This window comes from Rahnella sp. 1L-D-7-B-C2, from assembly GCF_057290995.1.
The window spans coordinates 758,196-771,770 of the sequence record NZ_JBXAVQ010000001.1 but is presented as its reverse complement, the minus strand read 5'-3'; the positions used below and the strand labels follow the sequence as shown (position 1 = coordinate 771,770).

The 13,575-nt window shown below is 48.1% G+C and carries 16 protein-coding genes and 3 pseudogenes; 6 read left to right on the top strand and 13 right to left on the bottom strand.

Going from position 1 to position 13,575, the window contains the following annotated elements:
* Nucleotides 1-49 precede the first annotated feature (49 nt).
* The 3 genes from AC0Z7K_RS03465 (at nt 50) to AC0Z7K_RS03455 (ending at nt 1,948) form a co-directional block, all read left to right on the top strand.
* On the top strand, nt 50-895 hold the full coding sequence (locus AC0Z7K_RS03465; RefSeq protein WP_485612804.1) for a glycine-rich domain-containing protein: 846 nt from the start codon (nt 50-52) through the stop codon (nt 893-895).
* Nucleotides 895-1,125 (top strand): hypothetical protein, encoded by a 231-nt coding sequence (locus tag AC0Z7K_RS03460; protein WP_485612803.1) that lies wholly within the window; start codon nt 895-897, stop codon nt 1,123-1,125. The genes AC0Z7K_RS03465 and AC0Z7K_RS03460 overlap by 1 nt, the downstream gene beginning before the upstream one ends.
* Before the next feature lie 532 nt (nt 1,126-1,657).
* Nucleotides 1,658-1,948, top strand: coding sequence for a hypothetical protein (locus AC0Z7K_RS03455; RefSeq protein ID WP_485612802.1), 291 nt, complete (start codon nt 1,658-1,660; stop codon nt 1,946-1,948).
* A 314-nt stretch (nt 1,949-2,262) separates the two neighbouring features.
* On the opposite strand, the gene AC0Z7K_RS03450 is transcribed toward AC0Z7K_RS03455, so the two are convergent.
* The 3 genes from AC0Z7K_RS03450 to AC0Z7K_RS03440 form a co-directional block, all read right to left on the bottom strand.
* Nucleotides 2,263-3,195: a hypothetical protein gene (locus AC0Z7K_RS03450; RefSeq protein WP_485612801.1), complete on the bottom strand. Its 933-nt coding sequence runs from the start codon at nt 3,193-3,195 to the stop codon at nt 2,263-2,265.
* Nucleotides 3,192-3,650, bottom strand: a complete 459-nt coding sequence (locus AC0Z7K_RS03445; RefSeq protein WP_485612800.1) for a DUF6932 family protein — start codon at nt 3,648-3,650, stop codon at nt 3,192-3,194. Before AC0Z7K_RS03445 ends, AC0Z7K_RS03450 begins: the two co-directional genes overlap by 4 nt.
* 111 nt (nt 3,651-3,761) lie before the next feature.
* Entirely contained in the window at nt 3,762-4,106 is a 345-nt protein-coding gene (locus AC0Z7K_RS03440) for a DUF3024 domain-containing protein (RefSeq protein WP_485612799.1), read from the bottom strand.
* A 319-nt stretch (nt 4,107-4,425) separates the two neighbouring features.
* Here AC0Z7K_RS03440 and AC0Z7K_RS03435 point away from each other — a divergent pair, with 319 nt between their 5' ends.
* Nucleotides 4,426-4,809: a S24/S26 family peptidase gene (locus AC0Z7K_RS03435; RefSeq protein ID WP_485612798.1), complete on the top strand. Its 384-nt coding sequence runs from the start codon at nt 4,426-4,428 to the stop codon at nt 4,807-4,809.
* A 53-nt stretch (nt 4,810-4,862) separates the two neighbouring features.
* Nucleotides 4,863-5,057, top strand: coding sequence for a hypothetical protein (locus tag AC0Z7K_RS03430; protein ID WP_485612796.1), 195 nt, complete (start codon nt 4,863-4,865; stop codon nt 5,055-5,057).
* A 745-nt stretch (nt 5,058-5,802) separates the two neighbouring features.
* On the opposite strand, the gene AC0Z7K_RS03425 is transcribed toward AC0Z7K_RS03430, so the two are convergent.
* The 5 genes and pseudogenes from AC0Z7K_RS03425 to AC0Z7K_RS03405 form a co-directional block, all read right to left on the bottom strand.
* Entirely contained in the window at nt 5,803-6,297 is a 495-nt protein-coding gene (locus tag AC0Z7K_RS03425) for a hypothetical protein (RefSeq protein WP_485612794.1), read from the bottom strand.
* Between the two features lie 294 nt (nt 6,298-6,591).
* Nucleotides 6,592-6,834 (bottom strand): DinI-like family protein, encoded by a 243-nt coding sequence (locus AC0Z7K_RS03420; protein ID WP_485612793.1) that lies wholly within the window; start codon nt 6,832-6,834, stop codon nt 6,592-6,594.
* Between the two features lie 9 nt (nt 6,835-6,843).
* Nucleotides 6,844-7,086 (bottom strand): DinI-like family protein, encoded by a 243-nt coding sequence (locus AC0Z7K_RS03415; protein WP_485612791.1) that lies wholly within the window; start codon nt 7,084-7,086, stop codon nt 6,844-6,846.
* Nucleotides 7,087-7,146: 60 nt separating this feature from the next.
* Entirely contained in the window at nt 7,147-7,413 is a 267-nt protein-coding gene (locus AC0Z7K_RS03410; protein ID WP_485612789.1) for a pyocin activator PrtN family protein, read from the bottom strand.
* 573 nt (nt 7,414-7,986) lie between these two features.
* A pseudogene (locus AC0Z7K_RS03405) lies at nt 7,987-8,529 on the bottom strand (hemagglutinin repeat-containing protein); the annotation flags it as partial.
* Here AC0Z7K_RS03405 and AC0Z7K_RS03400 point away from each other — a divergent pair.
* The gene (locus AC0Z7K_RS03400) at nt 8,519-8,671 is read left to right on the top strand and encodes a SymE family type I addiction module toxin (RefSeq protein ID WP_485612787.1); all 153 of its coding nucleotides are present in this window, start codon (nt 8,519-8,521) and stop codon (nt 8,669-8,671) included. The pseudogene AC0Z7K_RS03405 and the gene AC0Z7K_RS03400 sit on opposite strands and share 11 nt — an antisense overlap.
* Nucleotides 8,672-8,722: 51 nt before the next feature.
* On the opposite strand, the gene AC0Z7K_RS03395 is transcribed toward AC0Z7K_RS03400, so the two are convergent.
* The 5 genes and pseudogenes from AC0Z7K_RS03395 to AC0Z7K_RS03375 form a co-directional block, all read right to left on the bottom strand.
* Nucleotides 8,723-9,166 (bottom strand): hypothetical protein, encoded by a 444-nt coding sequence (locus AC0Z7K_RS03395; RefSeq protein WP_485612785.1) that lies wholly within the window; start codon nt 9,164-9,166, stop codon nt 8,723-8,725.
* A gap of 2 nt (nt 9,167-9,168) precedes the next feature.
* Nucleotides 9,169-9,402, bottom strand: coding sequence for an SHOCT domain-containing protein (locus AC0Z7K_RS03390; RefSeq protein WP_485612784.1), 234 nt, complete (start codon nt 9,400-9,402; stop codon nt 9,169-9,171).
* A gap of 113 nt (nt 9,403-9,515) precedes the next feature.
* Nucleotides 9,516-10,490: pseudogene (locus tag AC0Z7K_RS03385) on the bottom strand (hypothetical protein); the annotation flags it as partial.
* A 114-nt stretch (nt 10,491-10,604) separates the two neighbouring features.
* On the bottom strand, nt 10,605-10,979 hold the full coding sequence (locus tag AC0Z7K_RS03380; protein ID WP_485612782.1) for a hypothetical protein: 375 nt from the start codon (nt 10,977-10,979) through the stop codon (nt 10,605-10,607).
* A gap of 677 nt (nt 10,980-11,656) precedes the next feature.
* Nucleotides 11,657-13,516, bottom strand: a pseudogene (locus AC0Z7K_RS03375) (hemagglutinin repeat-containing protein); the annotation flags it as partial.
* Between the last annotated feature and the right edge of the window lie 59 nt (nt 13,517-13,575).

Here is a 13,575-nt window from a genome sequence, read left to right as displayed (position 1 = left end):
ATAATTAACGCTAAATATAATGAGCGCCTTAAGTGGCGAGGAAATCTATATGCAAAAAATTGGAAGTGTTACCACTACCGCAGATGCTAACGGAGAGTGGACGAATGGTAATGTCGCGTCGGGAACGCCACCTACAATTTTAGATGCAGCCTGGCTTAATACGGTACAGCGAGAGCTCGCTAACATAGTAACAAGCGGAGGATTGACGCTAGACCCCAATAATGATGCACAAGTGTTATTGGCTTTGAAATCTATTATGGGCGCTGGACGATTAATCAATACTCGCTACATTACTTCCTCTACTACCTATACCCCCACTCCCGGCACAAGATTTATCTATGTCTATATTCAAGGCGCCGGCGGTGCTGGTGGAGGTTCACAGGCTACCACGGGAACTAACTCAGCAGCTGGCGCTGGGGGTAATTCTGGACACCTTGCCGTTTATCAATTCACTTCCGGATTCAGCAATGTGCTTGTGACAATCGGATCCGGTGGAATTGGGGGCGTATCGTCAAATGGGGCTACTGGAGGTACAACTTCCTTCGGTACGTTGGGTAATGCCCCTGGTGGCGGCGGCGGTAACTTTGGATTAGCAAAATCATCTGGAGTAACTGCATATTCAGTAACGGGTGCCAGTTATATCGGAACGCCAATGAGAGTTAAGAATTCTCAGGCTGGCGTTCCCGGAAACGTTTATTCTTCTGGAAACGCTCTGGGTGGCGCGGGTGGTTCTTGCGACTTTGGGAATGGGGCGGGTTATGGGGCAGGAGCTAATGCCAACCCGGGCCAAGATTATGGGGCTGGTGGTGCCGGATCTGCAGGATCATTTAATGCTTCGGCATTTGCTGGCGGAAATGGTGCCAATGGAATAGTTATGATTCAGGAGTATAGCTGATGACTATCGATAAATATGCGTTGATAGCAAAAGGTTCGACCTATGTTGAAAATACTATAATCGCGGAATATGATTTAATCTTGGAGGGTTACACTCTTATCGCTATCGGTGAGGATGAGTTTTGTGAGCCGGGTAATTATTATAACGCCAAGGATGGGAAATTCTACGCGGATGAGGAATTTATCATTGATCCTGCGAAGGTCGAGTTGTCAGGAAGTGTGATGCCATAACGTAAATGTCTTGACCAAATAACCTGCCTCCATTTATTTGAAACTCTAAAAAATTTTCAGGCAGAAAGGTTTTAAAAATATATTACTAACAACCACATTTCTGTTCATAGACATTAGGATATTATAGTTTCTATAGTAGGGGGATCTCCCCCTTGTGGCTGCCATTGAAATAAGATTTTTGAATACTGACATATAAATTCGGAGGCAGGGTAAAAGCAAAAATCCTACCCGTAGAGAAAGTGAATTCCAGACTGCTAAAACAACCCAAATTCCGTACTTAGGTTGAAAAAGTTACAATTAAAATAATTACGCTCTGTAATTAAATGTAAATTTTTGGTAAAAAATGTTGTTTCAGACATTTCTTTGTAATGTTGTTAGGAGTATTCTTAATGGTAATAATTTCACGTCTATTAGGAGCACTGAAGTGAAGATCAGGACGATATGTTTATACGCGGTACCACTTTTGTTAGTTGCAGGGATAGCTTACGGAAATTTCAATGGCGGCAGTGAGCCTGGCTACGTTAAGGATGCTATGAGCGCCGTAAGTAATAAGATGTCATATACCTACGGCGTAACTCGTTGCAAGGCGAGTCAGGGCACACCAGGTCAGTGGAGTATGTCATGTAGTTCAGCAAATACCCCAATCGCCCTAAGTTTCACTGTACTACCTTCAGACAAAGCACTCTCCGACGTAGCGACACCTTTTTATCTGATTGCAAGCAATGAAGTTGCTAAGAAATCTTCCGGTGAGGGATTATTGAGTTTCCTGATGATTAATACCGATGGAACTGCAGGTGAGGCAAAGCAGATAGCTGCTAACTAGCATTGTAAGTTTTAGAGAAAAGTATCCTGCTAGTAGAAGCCCTCCACTGCTGAGGGGTTTTTTTCATTTGTTGCATAATATCTTTCGCAATGAAAGTTCATCTACCACAACGCTCTCAACTCATAGCTTTTCTCCTTGCCGATAAGCGGGACAACAGAAAAAAAAGCCCGCGTTAACGGCGGGCTATCAGTAGGTAGGTATTCATGGCCTTGGCAGGCTTGCTGATCTTTTGTCAGCTGGTATGAGATTAGCGCAGGGCGGTGATTCTGCCAGATTACAGGCACAAAAAACCCGGCTCGGTGGCCGGGTTGCGATTACTTGAATGACTTCACGAGATAATTTTTTCGGTGTAGACCGAGATTTTCATTATTAATATCTGTCACTTCTACGGTGACTAATACTTGTTGTCCAACCTTATGTTTTTTCTGGATTTCACCAAGCATCTCTATAGGGAATGATGCCTTTATCTTCTCACCATCAACCTCTAATTCCATTTTACCGTACTTTGACAAAGAGGCTAACTCACCGAGGATACTCTCAGTGGTGGGGGCTGAAATTGTTGTCGCTGCAAGCCTATCATTCAGGATTTTAATTTTTGATGAGTTGACAGTTACCCTACGATCCCCATCACTAAAAGGACCAACCCATGACAAATCGAAATCTATATTGTTTCTCTCGCATTCTTCAACGATGTTTTTAAGACTCTGTGCTGAGTTATACCCGATTTCAGCTATCTGGTTCATCATGGCTGAGGCATCGTCAGTCTCTAAAAGCTGAATTATTTCTTTAATCGCTTTGCTTGAAACGGTTTCGACCAGCTCACATTGACCGGTGGAAAACGTCAGACCAAGCTTTGTTGATCCTGGCGATAATTCGGCGAGCCTCATATCTAATGAACTCTTAACAGCATAAGGTACTCTGCTCGAATCTTTTCCAGAGGAGAGCTTATGAGTGGCCCGTTGTACCAGCGCAGCAAGGTTGCTAGAAACGACCCCCAGCAGTTCAAGCGGTATGGTCCCAAAGTCAACTACAACACCTTTAAGTCGCAATTCCATAAAGTCCCGCAGCGGGTGACGAGAGTCTTCTTCGCGCTGCTCTGCCTTCAGATCGCTAAGGTATGAATCCATATTGTTGAACATGATTTTATCAGCGAAAGACATTTCATTCTTTGCTGAAATTGAGTCGAGTTTATCCTGAACGAATTGAATGCGCCCTTTTAAAGAGGTCATATGGTTGCTTGCGTTCATAAAGATATCCTCACTATACCCTTGGGGGTATCTTCTCTATCATAGCCGAATACCCCGCGCCAATGCATCCTGTCCTCATCAAGACCGCTACCTAACAGCAGTAAGTCTATGTTGTAGTTGTGCTTAATAAATGACCTATTAAGTAACTTCTCCACCTGAGGCTGGAACATGGTCGGTAAAAGATTTAGACGATCGTAGTCAATAACCAGCAGCATATCGATGTCATCTGGCTCTGGTTTTTCTGTTGTGAATGAGCCATCTATCCAAATTTCATCAAAGCATTTGAATTGCTTGTTAATACTTCTGATATCGCCCATTAGCTGTATATAATTACAGTATAGCATACCCCTTCTTTCGGAATTCGGAAATGCGTCTACGCATAATAATCTTAGAGACTCATCATCATGCGCGTGAAATCCGGAAGGGAGCAAGGGAGGGAAGCAAAGCTTTTCCATCCGAAGTCCTTTTATTAATTATTTGCGTTTACCAGAGGAATATATGTTTTTTCTAAATTTAAAACTGCGGCCGCCTCTCTGCGACCTCACCAGAACGTCTCTTTAGGTCACTTAGCCAAAGAAGCAGCCATGCGCATCAACGCGCACCATCTCAAGGGCTTCGGTCAGCGTATCGGTAGTCTCGTATAGTTCCCACTTTAGGCTTGCCCGCATCCAGTAAAGCTTCCATTCTTTCTGCGTTCGCACATAGGTGATCTTGGCTGAGGTAAGAACAGAAAACTCACCCGGCTCACCACGCCACACTGGGCGCTTCTCGCCTATCTCAATGGATTGGTCATCAATGGTGAAAACAATATCGAGTTCGTTCCTGACGTGCGCGGGCGGACGGATGCTTTCCACAAACGTCTCAACTTCTTTTTTTACCGCATGATATTCAAGGTCATTGAATGCCATCATTCCTCCGCGACTTAATCAAACTCCAACTTTTGACTAAATTTCTCGAAGCATCATAGACGTAATCGGTGACAACAAAAATACTGGGGAAATATCAGGGGGGGTAGCAAACCGGTCAGCGCATTCAACCACGAGGCCTCTGACCGGGTGCTGTCATGACGGAGAAAATATAATTTTGTGCGTTTTTGGTGTCAAGCACGACATTGCAATTCAATGATCCGGCTGAAACCAGTCATCAGCGCTTTCCCACGTGTCCTGCAGCGAGGGCGAGAGTAAGCGCTATTTTCTGAAAAACATGGGCTACGTAAAGTAAGGAGGGACTATGGGATTTCCATCACCGGCCGGTGACTACGTTGAATCGCGTATCGACCTGAATAAAGTCTGCAATTGCACCGGTCCGGCATCACGCCTGTACATCGCCGAGAGGTACCATGGGAAGCATATCAACTCCGGCACGATGCTGCTGATAGACCCGGCAATCAAACCGGTCGACGGTAATCTGCTGCTGGCACAAATCAACGGAGAAATGGATGTGTGGAGGCTGGTAACAATCCTACGTCGTGGGCTGGAGTCACTGATCGACAAGAACGTTTTCATTGAGTTCGGCGAAGCATTCACTGATGACGAGTTGGTGATCGAGGGGGTGGTGACGCATATCATCTACGATGCTAGGAACGACGTGTTCGATGATACGCCGTGCATTTGAAGGTTTATGCAAATCTGTGTGCTAATCTCAGTGAAAAACTACTTGAGGTTGATATGCAAACTAAAGAAGAGAATTTATTAGTCAGAAGAGAGATTGGCGATGCAGTGTTGGCAGTGCTTGAGCAGGGAAAAGTAGTGAGTGTTGAGAGCATCATTACATATCTTGAAAGACAACATCATGAAGTGACCCATCTGCAATACAAGAACAGGTATAGGCATGCAGTAGATTTACTGATAAAGAGCTCATAAAAAAAGCCCGCGACAGGCGGGCAATAAACATCAGTTTTTACATTGGAAATTTGTTCGGGTAGAACGTGATGAGCATAGCGCGGTAATCATTATCCAATCTATAGGATAACTACCTATAAGTGGCTGTGTTCGCTCAATGAGGAGTGTTAGGGAGTAAAAAAGCCCGCGTTAACGGCGGGCAAAAATCAAAGGTATCAACATTACTTGCACTTCAGGACGGTAGTCATAACGTCCGTTTCAAATATTAGCCTAGCTTTAGAAATTCGCCATTTTCGGGCAAAAAAGAACCCGCCTCCAGGGCGGGCTTTTGTAAGGGTATGAATGGAACTTGCCTTGGCAGGCTTGCTGATCTTATGCCAGCTGAAATGATAATAGCGCCGGGCGGTGATTTTGCCAGATTACAGGCACAAAAAACCCGGCTCGGTGGCCGGGTTGGGATATTTACCAGGTGTGGGGTCTTGACCGGAAGTGCTCACAAACGTGTTCGAGATTACCATTACGAATACGTTCATACTGATTCACATGCACTTCTTTGTTTTCATTATCAAACAGTTGATTAAGGTTATAAGTAGACATCTTCAATTACCAAGTTTAGCGAACACCATCAGTCGCTTGATAAATTTGCCCATAACCGCTAAGGTAAATACCGTTATGTATTGAACCTAGCAATGGCTCCCGCAAGGGTGGTCAGGGTTTATCAGCAGTAATGTCAGACTGGGGAGTTGGACATTACTCTGAATTTGCATTACTGAGGCCGAGCGTAAACCTTCAAAATTGAAGCGATACGTTCGGCTTCTTCGTTTGTAAGGTCTGTCGGCACGCCAGGGATCATCAAAATCAACCCATCACGAATCGGTACTGGAATGTCAATTGTGTTGGCATGGGTAGTGTTTACTAGAGATTTAAGGTTTTCTGCCTTGGGCATCGCGGATTCCTCGGGAGAGTTGATACTATTAGGATCGTTCAAAAAGGCGGTATATAAACGGATAGCTTGGTTAATACGGCTTTTATAGCTGCTCTTAGATGCATTACCAATCTGTGCACCAGTACCTTGTAAATACGCCTCAACCGTTTCATCAACATTGATGAGTTTGAAGTCTTCAGTTTCAGAGGATACGTATTCAAGCATGCGGGGTACTGTTTTCATATTTTTAAGGGTGTTAGCACCCACACCACCTAGCATTGGCAGGGTAAACAGAAAACCCTTGAAAGCTTCTATTGAGTTAACTTCTTTTTCCATGGTAATCCCCTTCATCATGTATGGATGGAGATTACACACATTGAATCTAACGATCAATCGAAACATTTCGACCGTCCGCACCTTTTTGAATCAAGATCGAGTTGACTTGTGTTGGATGGTGTTAGGTGGTGTTAGGTAGGATTAGTTGGTGTTAATTAAATCTAGCTTCATGAGAATTTGAGTGGGGCGTAGAAGTACCGGCCAGCATATTCAACTATGAAGCCTCTGACCGGTGCTATCATGCCGGTGAAAATTTAACTTTGGATTTTTGTATTTTAAGTATGGACACACACTTCATGACTCTGGCTGAAACCAGTCGTCAGCATTTTCCCACGTTTCCTGCAGCATCACATCAATCACTTCTTTGTCACGGGGCGTCCCGCCCATCACCGACATCCCATCACTGCCAGCTCGGCGAACGCTGAACGTTGCGCCTGGGTAATTCCTTTCAATCCTTTTCTCAAACTCAACCTTGAAGGCCTCGACCGCCCCGGGGGGCAGCTGCTTGGTTTTATCGATCAGCAATTCAACGTGCATAAATCCCCCTTACTCCACACCGAGCCAGTTACCGGCATCATCAAACATCTCTTCGACTATCCCCGCGAGAACTGCCTTCTGCGATTTGCTGGCATCCGTGTTGATGCTGCTGAGCGTCACCATCGGTTTAACCTTCACTTCAGCATCAGGGAAGGTGCCATGCACGCGCTTGGTAAGTTCAGCTAGGATCAGCGCGTTGGCGTTCGGCACACCGGCCATATTTCTTTTGTCATAAATCAGCTCAACAAACATGAAAACTCACCACTTGGATTCAACTGGTTATTCATACAGTGTTGCTGTTTTGAGGTTTGTTCAACAGGAAGATTTGGATTGCATGCTCTGAAAGAGGTCAATTCCCTTTTGCCTTTGTTTGTCCAAATGCTCTGCTAAATCTTGAATGTGAATCAAACGCGGGGCCTTCTGACTATCGCTTGCGCGGAAGGTGGGTACCGGAAATTGACCTATTGCAGCTTTGTTTTCAGCTATTGAAGGCTTCATTCCAAAGTAGCGTTCAGCAACGTCTGAAAGTGCGATAGTTGCAGTATCGAATTCCGCGAGAAGAAGAAATGTTGTATTCATATGCCTCCCTTCCTGATGAACATCAATAATATAGAGTTTTAATCATCTAATAGGATGGGTAATTTACGCAAATTAAAGTCTAAAATTTACAGGGCGCGTGCCAGGTGAACCTACGATGGAGCTTAATGAACCAACCCAAGGTCGGTTCAAAAATAAAAATTTATCTTATATTTATCAGTAAATTATCCACGTGAACCGACTGAACCTACCGAACCCACCACTTTCTGGTTATATATGAGGTTTTTTGGGAAAGAAAATTCGTAATCGAGAGTTAAAGTGATGGTCAAAATTGGTACGCTAGCACCATCTGAACACCAGATGCTCACTCTAATGGTATACTGCAAAGCTGTAGAGAAACCACACTTTAAGTTGAAGCGAAAACATTTGGGGGTATCATTGGGGGTATGTGTGTTTTTGTTCATAAAATAAATCGTTATTAATCAAGTTGATGTTGTTTTAATTCTGCTCCTGTATGGCGTACCATTTTCAAGTAAACAGACGTCAATCGACGTCTTTTTTTATGCCTGAAATTCAGTGAGTTGGCTGGTTTTAGCTCGTCGAAATAGGGTTTTTGCCTTTATTGACGCTGGCGTTCAGCGACAATCCATTGGCACCCTGACCGAAGTTGATGCCTACGCCTACCGACGCACCGTGGCTTTCATTCTTGCCTTCAAGCGTCTGGCTGTTCAGTCCGGAGTAAAGGTTCACGTCCCGTGCGGCGCTCAGGTCCACATCTTTCTCTGCCTGCAGCTGGCTGCCCTGAACGTTAATGTCGGTTCCGGTCGCGTGAATGTTAAGGTTATTGCCCGCCGTAAGCTGGCTGCCCTGGCTCTGGTTCTGCGCGCTGGTCTGCGTTGATTTTGACGACTGGCTGCCGTAAGAGAGGTTGACACCTATCATGCTGCCTTCACTGCCGCCCGCTTCCGCCAGAGAGGCCGCCTGCGCGGCCTGCACGCCGCTGAGCGCCGATTTCATTCCCTGCAGGGCAGCCAGACGACCGCTGCTTTCCGTACTGGCATCGTTGGCGCTCGACACCGCCGTATTAATCGCGCTGCCCACCGTACCGGACAGGGCCAGCGTCAGGCCGCTCTGTTTTTGCTCCACCGTGTGCGTCTGCGAACGCCCCAACGGCGGCAGACCGAACCCTAGCTCGCAGCCGACGATTAAAGGTAAGTGGCTGGATGAGATAGGGGTTACCGCCGGTCAGCTGGTGAGTATTACGGCTGAGAACGGGTGTCTGGTTATCAGGGCTGAGTAGTTTGGCGGGTGAGGCTACAAAGTAAAATCCCGGCGACTTGGCCGGGATTTTTCAGCATTTCAATTTGCAAAAAAAATCATCAATATCAAAAAAATACTGCCAGTGTACATACTGAGTAAATAAAGAAATTTCATGCTCAGTTCCTAATTTCCCAATATAAATATCTGGAAAATCAACCCCACGGCAGGCAAACCTAAGACAATGGGATGCTCGATAATCAAACATTGCATCAATAAGATCATCGTCATCTACGTTCACATTCTCGTAAAAACAATGTGCTTTTTTTGCTAAAGAATCTTGAGTTAAATTATCTACTGGGAAGTCAGATTTTCGTATTGCATCCTCATTTTCTATAAACCATTCAGTAAATGCTGGCAAATCAACTCGCCCAGTAAAAAAAGGACGCAGATCTCCATTGCAATCTATTGATATTTCAATAAATTGTGGCTCTTGAAGTGACGCAGATTCAAGCAAAATGATATTCAGCTTATTCATTACTATTTACCTTTAATCATTTTATTATATTCAGCTTTGCTAATATCACCTCTAGCAAGGAACTCACGTAATACTTTAGGTGGTGCTTCTGTCCCTGGCACCGGATAACCATGCCATCCACCAACATTATCTGGTTGGAATTCATAAATTTTACCATCGCTAACTCCATATTTTTGCTTACCGCCTTGAATAGAGTTATTTAATACCTCTTGGGCCTTCGAATCACTTAAATCCATTGGGGTTCCCCAGCCTCCAGCGGCATGTTTGGGGCTAGGAACATATTTACTATTCTCTGATGTATTAGCCAAGTCATCCGGATTCTGCTCTGCAATCGGTGTACTGGTGCTACTAATGCGCTGTTGCCGTTGATTTGTGCAACGACTGCGCCCACCACGGCGTGCGCCATCAGGTTGGCTTCGGTGTTCACTTTGCCGGTCATCGGGTCGGTAGTCATATAGTGTATCACTTCCGCCAGATACGGCGCACTCCCGCCCGCAATCGCCTTCGCAAGGTCGCCACCCGCCAGACCCTGTATTGCTGGCGTCGCGGCTTGCAGTCCCTGCTGAATAGCACTTCCCGTACCGTATTTCGCCATTTCGGCTTTGTAGACGTCGGTCTTGCGCAGTTCGTCGGCGGACATCTCAGGATGCGCCTTTTTCGCCTCCGTCAGCCCGTTGATATCACCCTGCGTCCTGGCGATATCCATTACCTGACTGCCGATTTCGCCAATAGCTTGCGCCTCTTTCAGCCGGTTCTGCTCCTTCTCTTTATCAAAGATAGGGGAGAGGGTCTGGTTGGCGTGCTCGACGTCGCGGCTGAGCTCACCCACGTCTTGCTTCTGATTGTCCTTATCGCGGATGGTTATCGTGCCTTCACTCACCGCCGATTTCGTTGTTGAGCTGTCGCTTCCGCTGCCGTTAACGCCCACCAGCAGGCCGTTGGCCATGTTCCCCACGAACTGCCCGCCGATGTTTCCACCCGAGCTCATCCCCACGCTTTGATGTTCGACTTCATATTCGGCGCTGTTATGGATATCGCTGAACCCTAACGTGCCGGTGTCGAGTTTGTTCAGGCTGGCATCCGCCGTCGAGCCGATAACCGCACCGTTAAGCTGCGAGTGCTCACCGACGGTGATATCAAAGCCGCCCTGACCGGCGAAGATACCCGTCTGCTCCTGCACACTCTCGTACGTGCTGTGCATTTTGTCCTGGCTCAGGTTAAGCGAACCGCTGCCGCCGCTCATGCTCACACTGCCGCCCGCGCTGGCGTTCTGCTGATTCGAGTCGTAGTTGTCGGTATCCTGCTCGCTGGTCAGGGTCAGGTTACCACAGGTCAGTCAGTGGGTATTACGGCTGAGAACGGCTGTTTAGTTATCAGGGCTGAGCTGAACGTCTGAGGCTACAAAGTAAAATCCCGGCTCGAGGGCCGGGATTTGTATTTATTGTCCGAAGTTTTTCCAAGCAATGGCATGCTTATTAGATTCGCTTCCTAAATGCTGTTCGATATCTTTCCATAATTCATCATTTCCATCAGATGCAGTCACTAGAGATTCAACTAAACCAGTCGCTACGGCGGTGGCTAACTCATCTTCATTCGAACACATACCATCTTCAATATGTTGGAATAAGAACGTTTTCTCATCATCGTTAAGCGCATCAAGCTGCTTTACAAGTACCTTACCTATAGTGGAAAACAGTAAGATTAACGGTGCTTGTTCAGGCAACCAATATTCTACACATCGATTAACTGCATTTTTTATATGATCTGATCGCTGAGTAAATACGCCTACATAATCATTTATTAACTTTGTCATTATTTACCCTTAAGAGCATTTTGCATGTCTTTCAGAACGTTCTCCGCAGCAGCCTTATCACTTGTAGAAGCCTGTGGGTTTTTATTCAACCAGTCTTGTAAGGCTTTTGAATAAGTTTCCGCTTTCTCAACATGCCCCCTTCCGCCGACTTTTTCTCCTGTGGCTATTTCGTATCTGACCGCATCAGCAGTGCTTCCACTTCCGATCTTAGCGTTTGGCCGATAGAGATCGTCGATTATATTACCAAGATTCTCATCCTGAACATTTGGCTTTTCCATTGATGCACGTAGAGAATCGACATATTTTTCATACTTCGCTCGATTTTCGGGATTAACAGAAGATTCACTACTCCTAGCCTTCTCCTCATCCTCCGGCCCCCAACCGCCCGGCGTTCCTGAACCCGTTCCACCCAGCTCCGCTTTATCTGCATCAGTCAGATCTTTTCCTATATTCGGCGCACTGCCTTTATCCGAGTCAGACTGGCTCTGCGCTGCTATTATCGCCATTATCACGCAAGCGTCATTCGCCAGGCAACCCGCGCTCAGTCCTTGTTTCGCGGCCTTCGTCAGCGCCAGTGCCGCCTGGTCATTCGGGTTTACGCTGCCTGCTTCTGCTGCGGCTGCCGAGTTCATCAGTGCCCATGCCTGCATCTGCTGAATCGCACCGATACCCGCCATATTATTACTGATTTCGTTCTGTCCTGCCTGCGCACCCGCCATCGCATCGGCTGAACTTCCGCCGGTCAGGCCGCCTGCCAGCCCTGCTGCTGCGGTGCCCAGCGTAACCAGCGTTTGTTTTTGCTCTTCGCTCAGTTGGCTGACAGGGATATCACCATACAGCGCATTTTTTATCGCTTCGCCCATCAAGGCTGTCGTCGCAGCGCCTGCTGCTCCTGCGGCGGCTGAGTTGCCCTGTGCAGCTGCTAATGCACCGGCAACCACCGCATGAGCCATCACACGACTGGATTCATCCGGCGCAACCTGCTTAATCACTTCCGCCAGATACGGCGCACTCCCGCCCGCAATCGCTTTCGCTAAATCACCGCCCGCGAGCCCCTGTATCGCCGCAGTCGCGGCCTGCAACCCTTGTTGAATGGCGCTGCCGGTGCCGTATTTCGACATCTCTGCTTTGTAGACGTCGGTCTTGCGCAGTTCGTCGGCGGACATCTCAGGATGCGCCTTTTTCGCCTCCGTCAGCCCGTTGATATCACCCTGCGTACGCGCAATATCCATTACCTGACTGCCGATTTCGCCAATAGCTTGCGCCTCTTTCAGCCGGTTTTGCTCCTTCTCTTTATCAAAGATAGGGGAGAGGGTCTGGTTGGCGTGCTCGACGTCGCGGCTCAGCTCACCCACGTCTCGCTTCTGATTGTCCTTATCGCGGATGGTTATCGTGCCTTCACTCACCGCTGATTTCGTTGTTGAGCTGTCGCTTCCGCTGCCGTTAACGCCCACCAGCAGGCCGTTGGCCATGTTCCCCACGAACTGCCCGCCGATGTTGCCCCCCGAGCTCATCCCCACGCTTTGATGTTCGACTTCATATTCGGCGCTGTTATGGATATCGCTGAACCCTAACGTGCCTGTGTCGAGTTTGTTCAGGCTGGTATCCGCCGTCGAGCCGATAACCGCACCGTTAAGCTGCGAGTGCTCACCGACGGTGATATCAAAGCCGCCCTTACCGGCGAAGATACCCGTTTGCTCCTGCACGCTCTCGTACGTGCTGTGCATTTTGTCCTGGCTCAGGTTAAGCGAACCGCTGCCGCCGCTCATGCTCACACTGCCGCCCGCGCTGGCGTTCTGCTGATTCGAGTCGTAGTTGTCGGTATCCTGCTCGCTGGTCAGGGTCAGGTTACTGCCCACGTCCATCGTCACGTTCTCACCGCTGACCTGCGCGCCGGTCAGCGTCGTGTCGCGACCGCTGCTGATGGTCAGGTTATTCCCGGCGTTGACGGTGGTCTCATCATGGCTGGTGCCGTTGCCGGTCTCAGAGCCTTTGCCTTTATTGGCGCTGGCGTTCAGCGACAGGCCATTGGCCCCCTGACCGAAGTTGATGCCCACGCCTACCGACGCACCGTGGCTTTCATTTTTGCCTTCAAGCGTCTGGCTGTTCAGCCCGGAGTAAAGGTTCACGTCCCGCGCGGCGCTCAGGTCCACATCTTTCCCGGCCTGCAGCTGGCTGCCCTGAACGTTAATGTCGGTTCCGGTCGCGTGAATGTTAAGGTTATTGCCCGCCGTAAGCTGGCTGCCCTGGCTCTGGTTCTGCGTGCTGGTCTGCGTTGATTTTGACGACTGGCTGCCGTAAGAGAGGTTGACGCCTATCATGCTGCCTTCACTGCCGCCCGCTTCAGCCAGAGAGGCCGCCTGCGCGGCCTGCACGCCGCTGAGCGCCGATTTCATTCCCTGCAGGGCGGCCAGACGACCGCTGCTTTCCGTACTGGCATCGTTGGCGCTCGACACCGCCGTATTAATCGCGCTGCCCACCGCACCGGAAAGGGCCAGCGTCAGGCCGCTCTGTTTTTGTTCCACCGTATGCGTCTGCGAACGCCCCAACGGCGGCAGACCGAACCCTACCTCGCAACTCACCATCAAAGGTAACC

Bases quoted from the DNA above. Each gene is read 5' to 3' on its own strand.
- AC0Z7K_RS03465 (WP_485612804.1), top strand. From the start codon at position 50: ATGCAAAAAATTGGAAGTGTTACCACTACCGCAGATGCTAACGGAGAG.
- AC0Z7K_RS03460 (WP_485612803.1), top strand. From the start codon at position 895: ATGACTATCGATAAATATGCGTTGATAGCAAAAGGTTCGACCTATGTT.
- AC0Z7K_RS03455 (WP_485612802.1), top strand. From the start codon at position 1,658: ATGAGCGCCGTAAGTAATAAGATGTCATATACCTACGGCGTAACTCGT.
- AC0Z7K_RS03450 (WP_485612801.1), bottom strand. From the start codon at position 3,195: ATGAACGCAAGCAACCATATGACCTCTTTAAAAGGGCGCATTCAATTC.
- AC0Z7K_RS03445 (WP_485612800.1), bottom strand. From the start codon at position 3,650: ATGGAAAAGCTTTGCTTCCCTCCCTTGCTCCCTTCCGGATTTCACGCG.
- AC0Z7K_RS03440 (WP_485612799.1), bottom strand. From the start codon at position 4,106: ATGATGGCATTCAATGACCTTGAATATCATGCGGTAAAAAAAGAAGTT.
- AC0Z7K_RS03435 (WP_485612798.1), top strand. From the start codon at position 4,426: ATGGGATTTCCATCACCGGCCGGTGACTACGTTGAATCGCGTATCGAC.
- AC0Z7K_RS03430 (WP_485612796.1), top strand. From the start codon at position 4,863: ATGCAAACTAAAGAAGAGAATTTATTAGTCAGAAGAGAGATTGGCGAT.
- AC0Z7K_RS03425 (WP_485612794.1), bottom strand. From the start codon at position 6,297: ATGGAAAAAGAAGTTAACTCAATAGAAGCTTTCAAGGGTTTTCTGTTT.
- AC0Z7K_RS03420 (WP_485612793.1), bottom strand. From the start codon at position 6,834: ATGCACGTTGAATTGCTGATCGATAAAACCAAGCAGCTGCCCCCCGGG.
- AC0Z7K_RS03415 (WP_485612791.1), bottom strand. From the start codon at position 7,086: ATGTTTGTTGAGCTGATTTATGACAAAAGAAATATGGCCGGTGTGCCG.
- AC0Z7K_RS03410 (WP_485612789.1), bottom strand. From the start codon at position 7,413: ATGAATACAACATTTCTTCTTCTCGCGGAATTCGATACTGCAACTATC.
- AC0Z7K_RS03395 (WP_485612785.1), bottom strand. From the start codon at position 9,166: ATGAATAAGCTGAATATCATTTTGCTTGAATCTGCGTCACTTCAAGAG.
- AC0Z7K_RS03390 (WP_485612784.1), bottom strand. From the start codon at position 9,402: ATGGATTTAAGTGATTCGAAGGCCCAAGAGGTATTAAATAACTCTATT.
- AC0Z7K_RS03380 (WP_485612782.1), bottom strand. From the start codon at position 10,979: ATGACAAAGTTAATAAATGATTATGTAGGCGTATTTACTCAGCGATCA.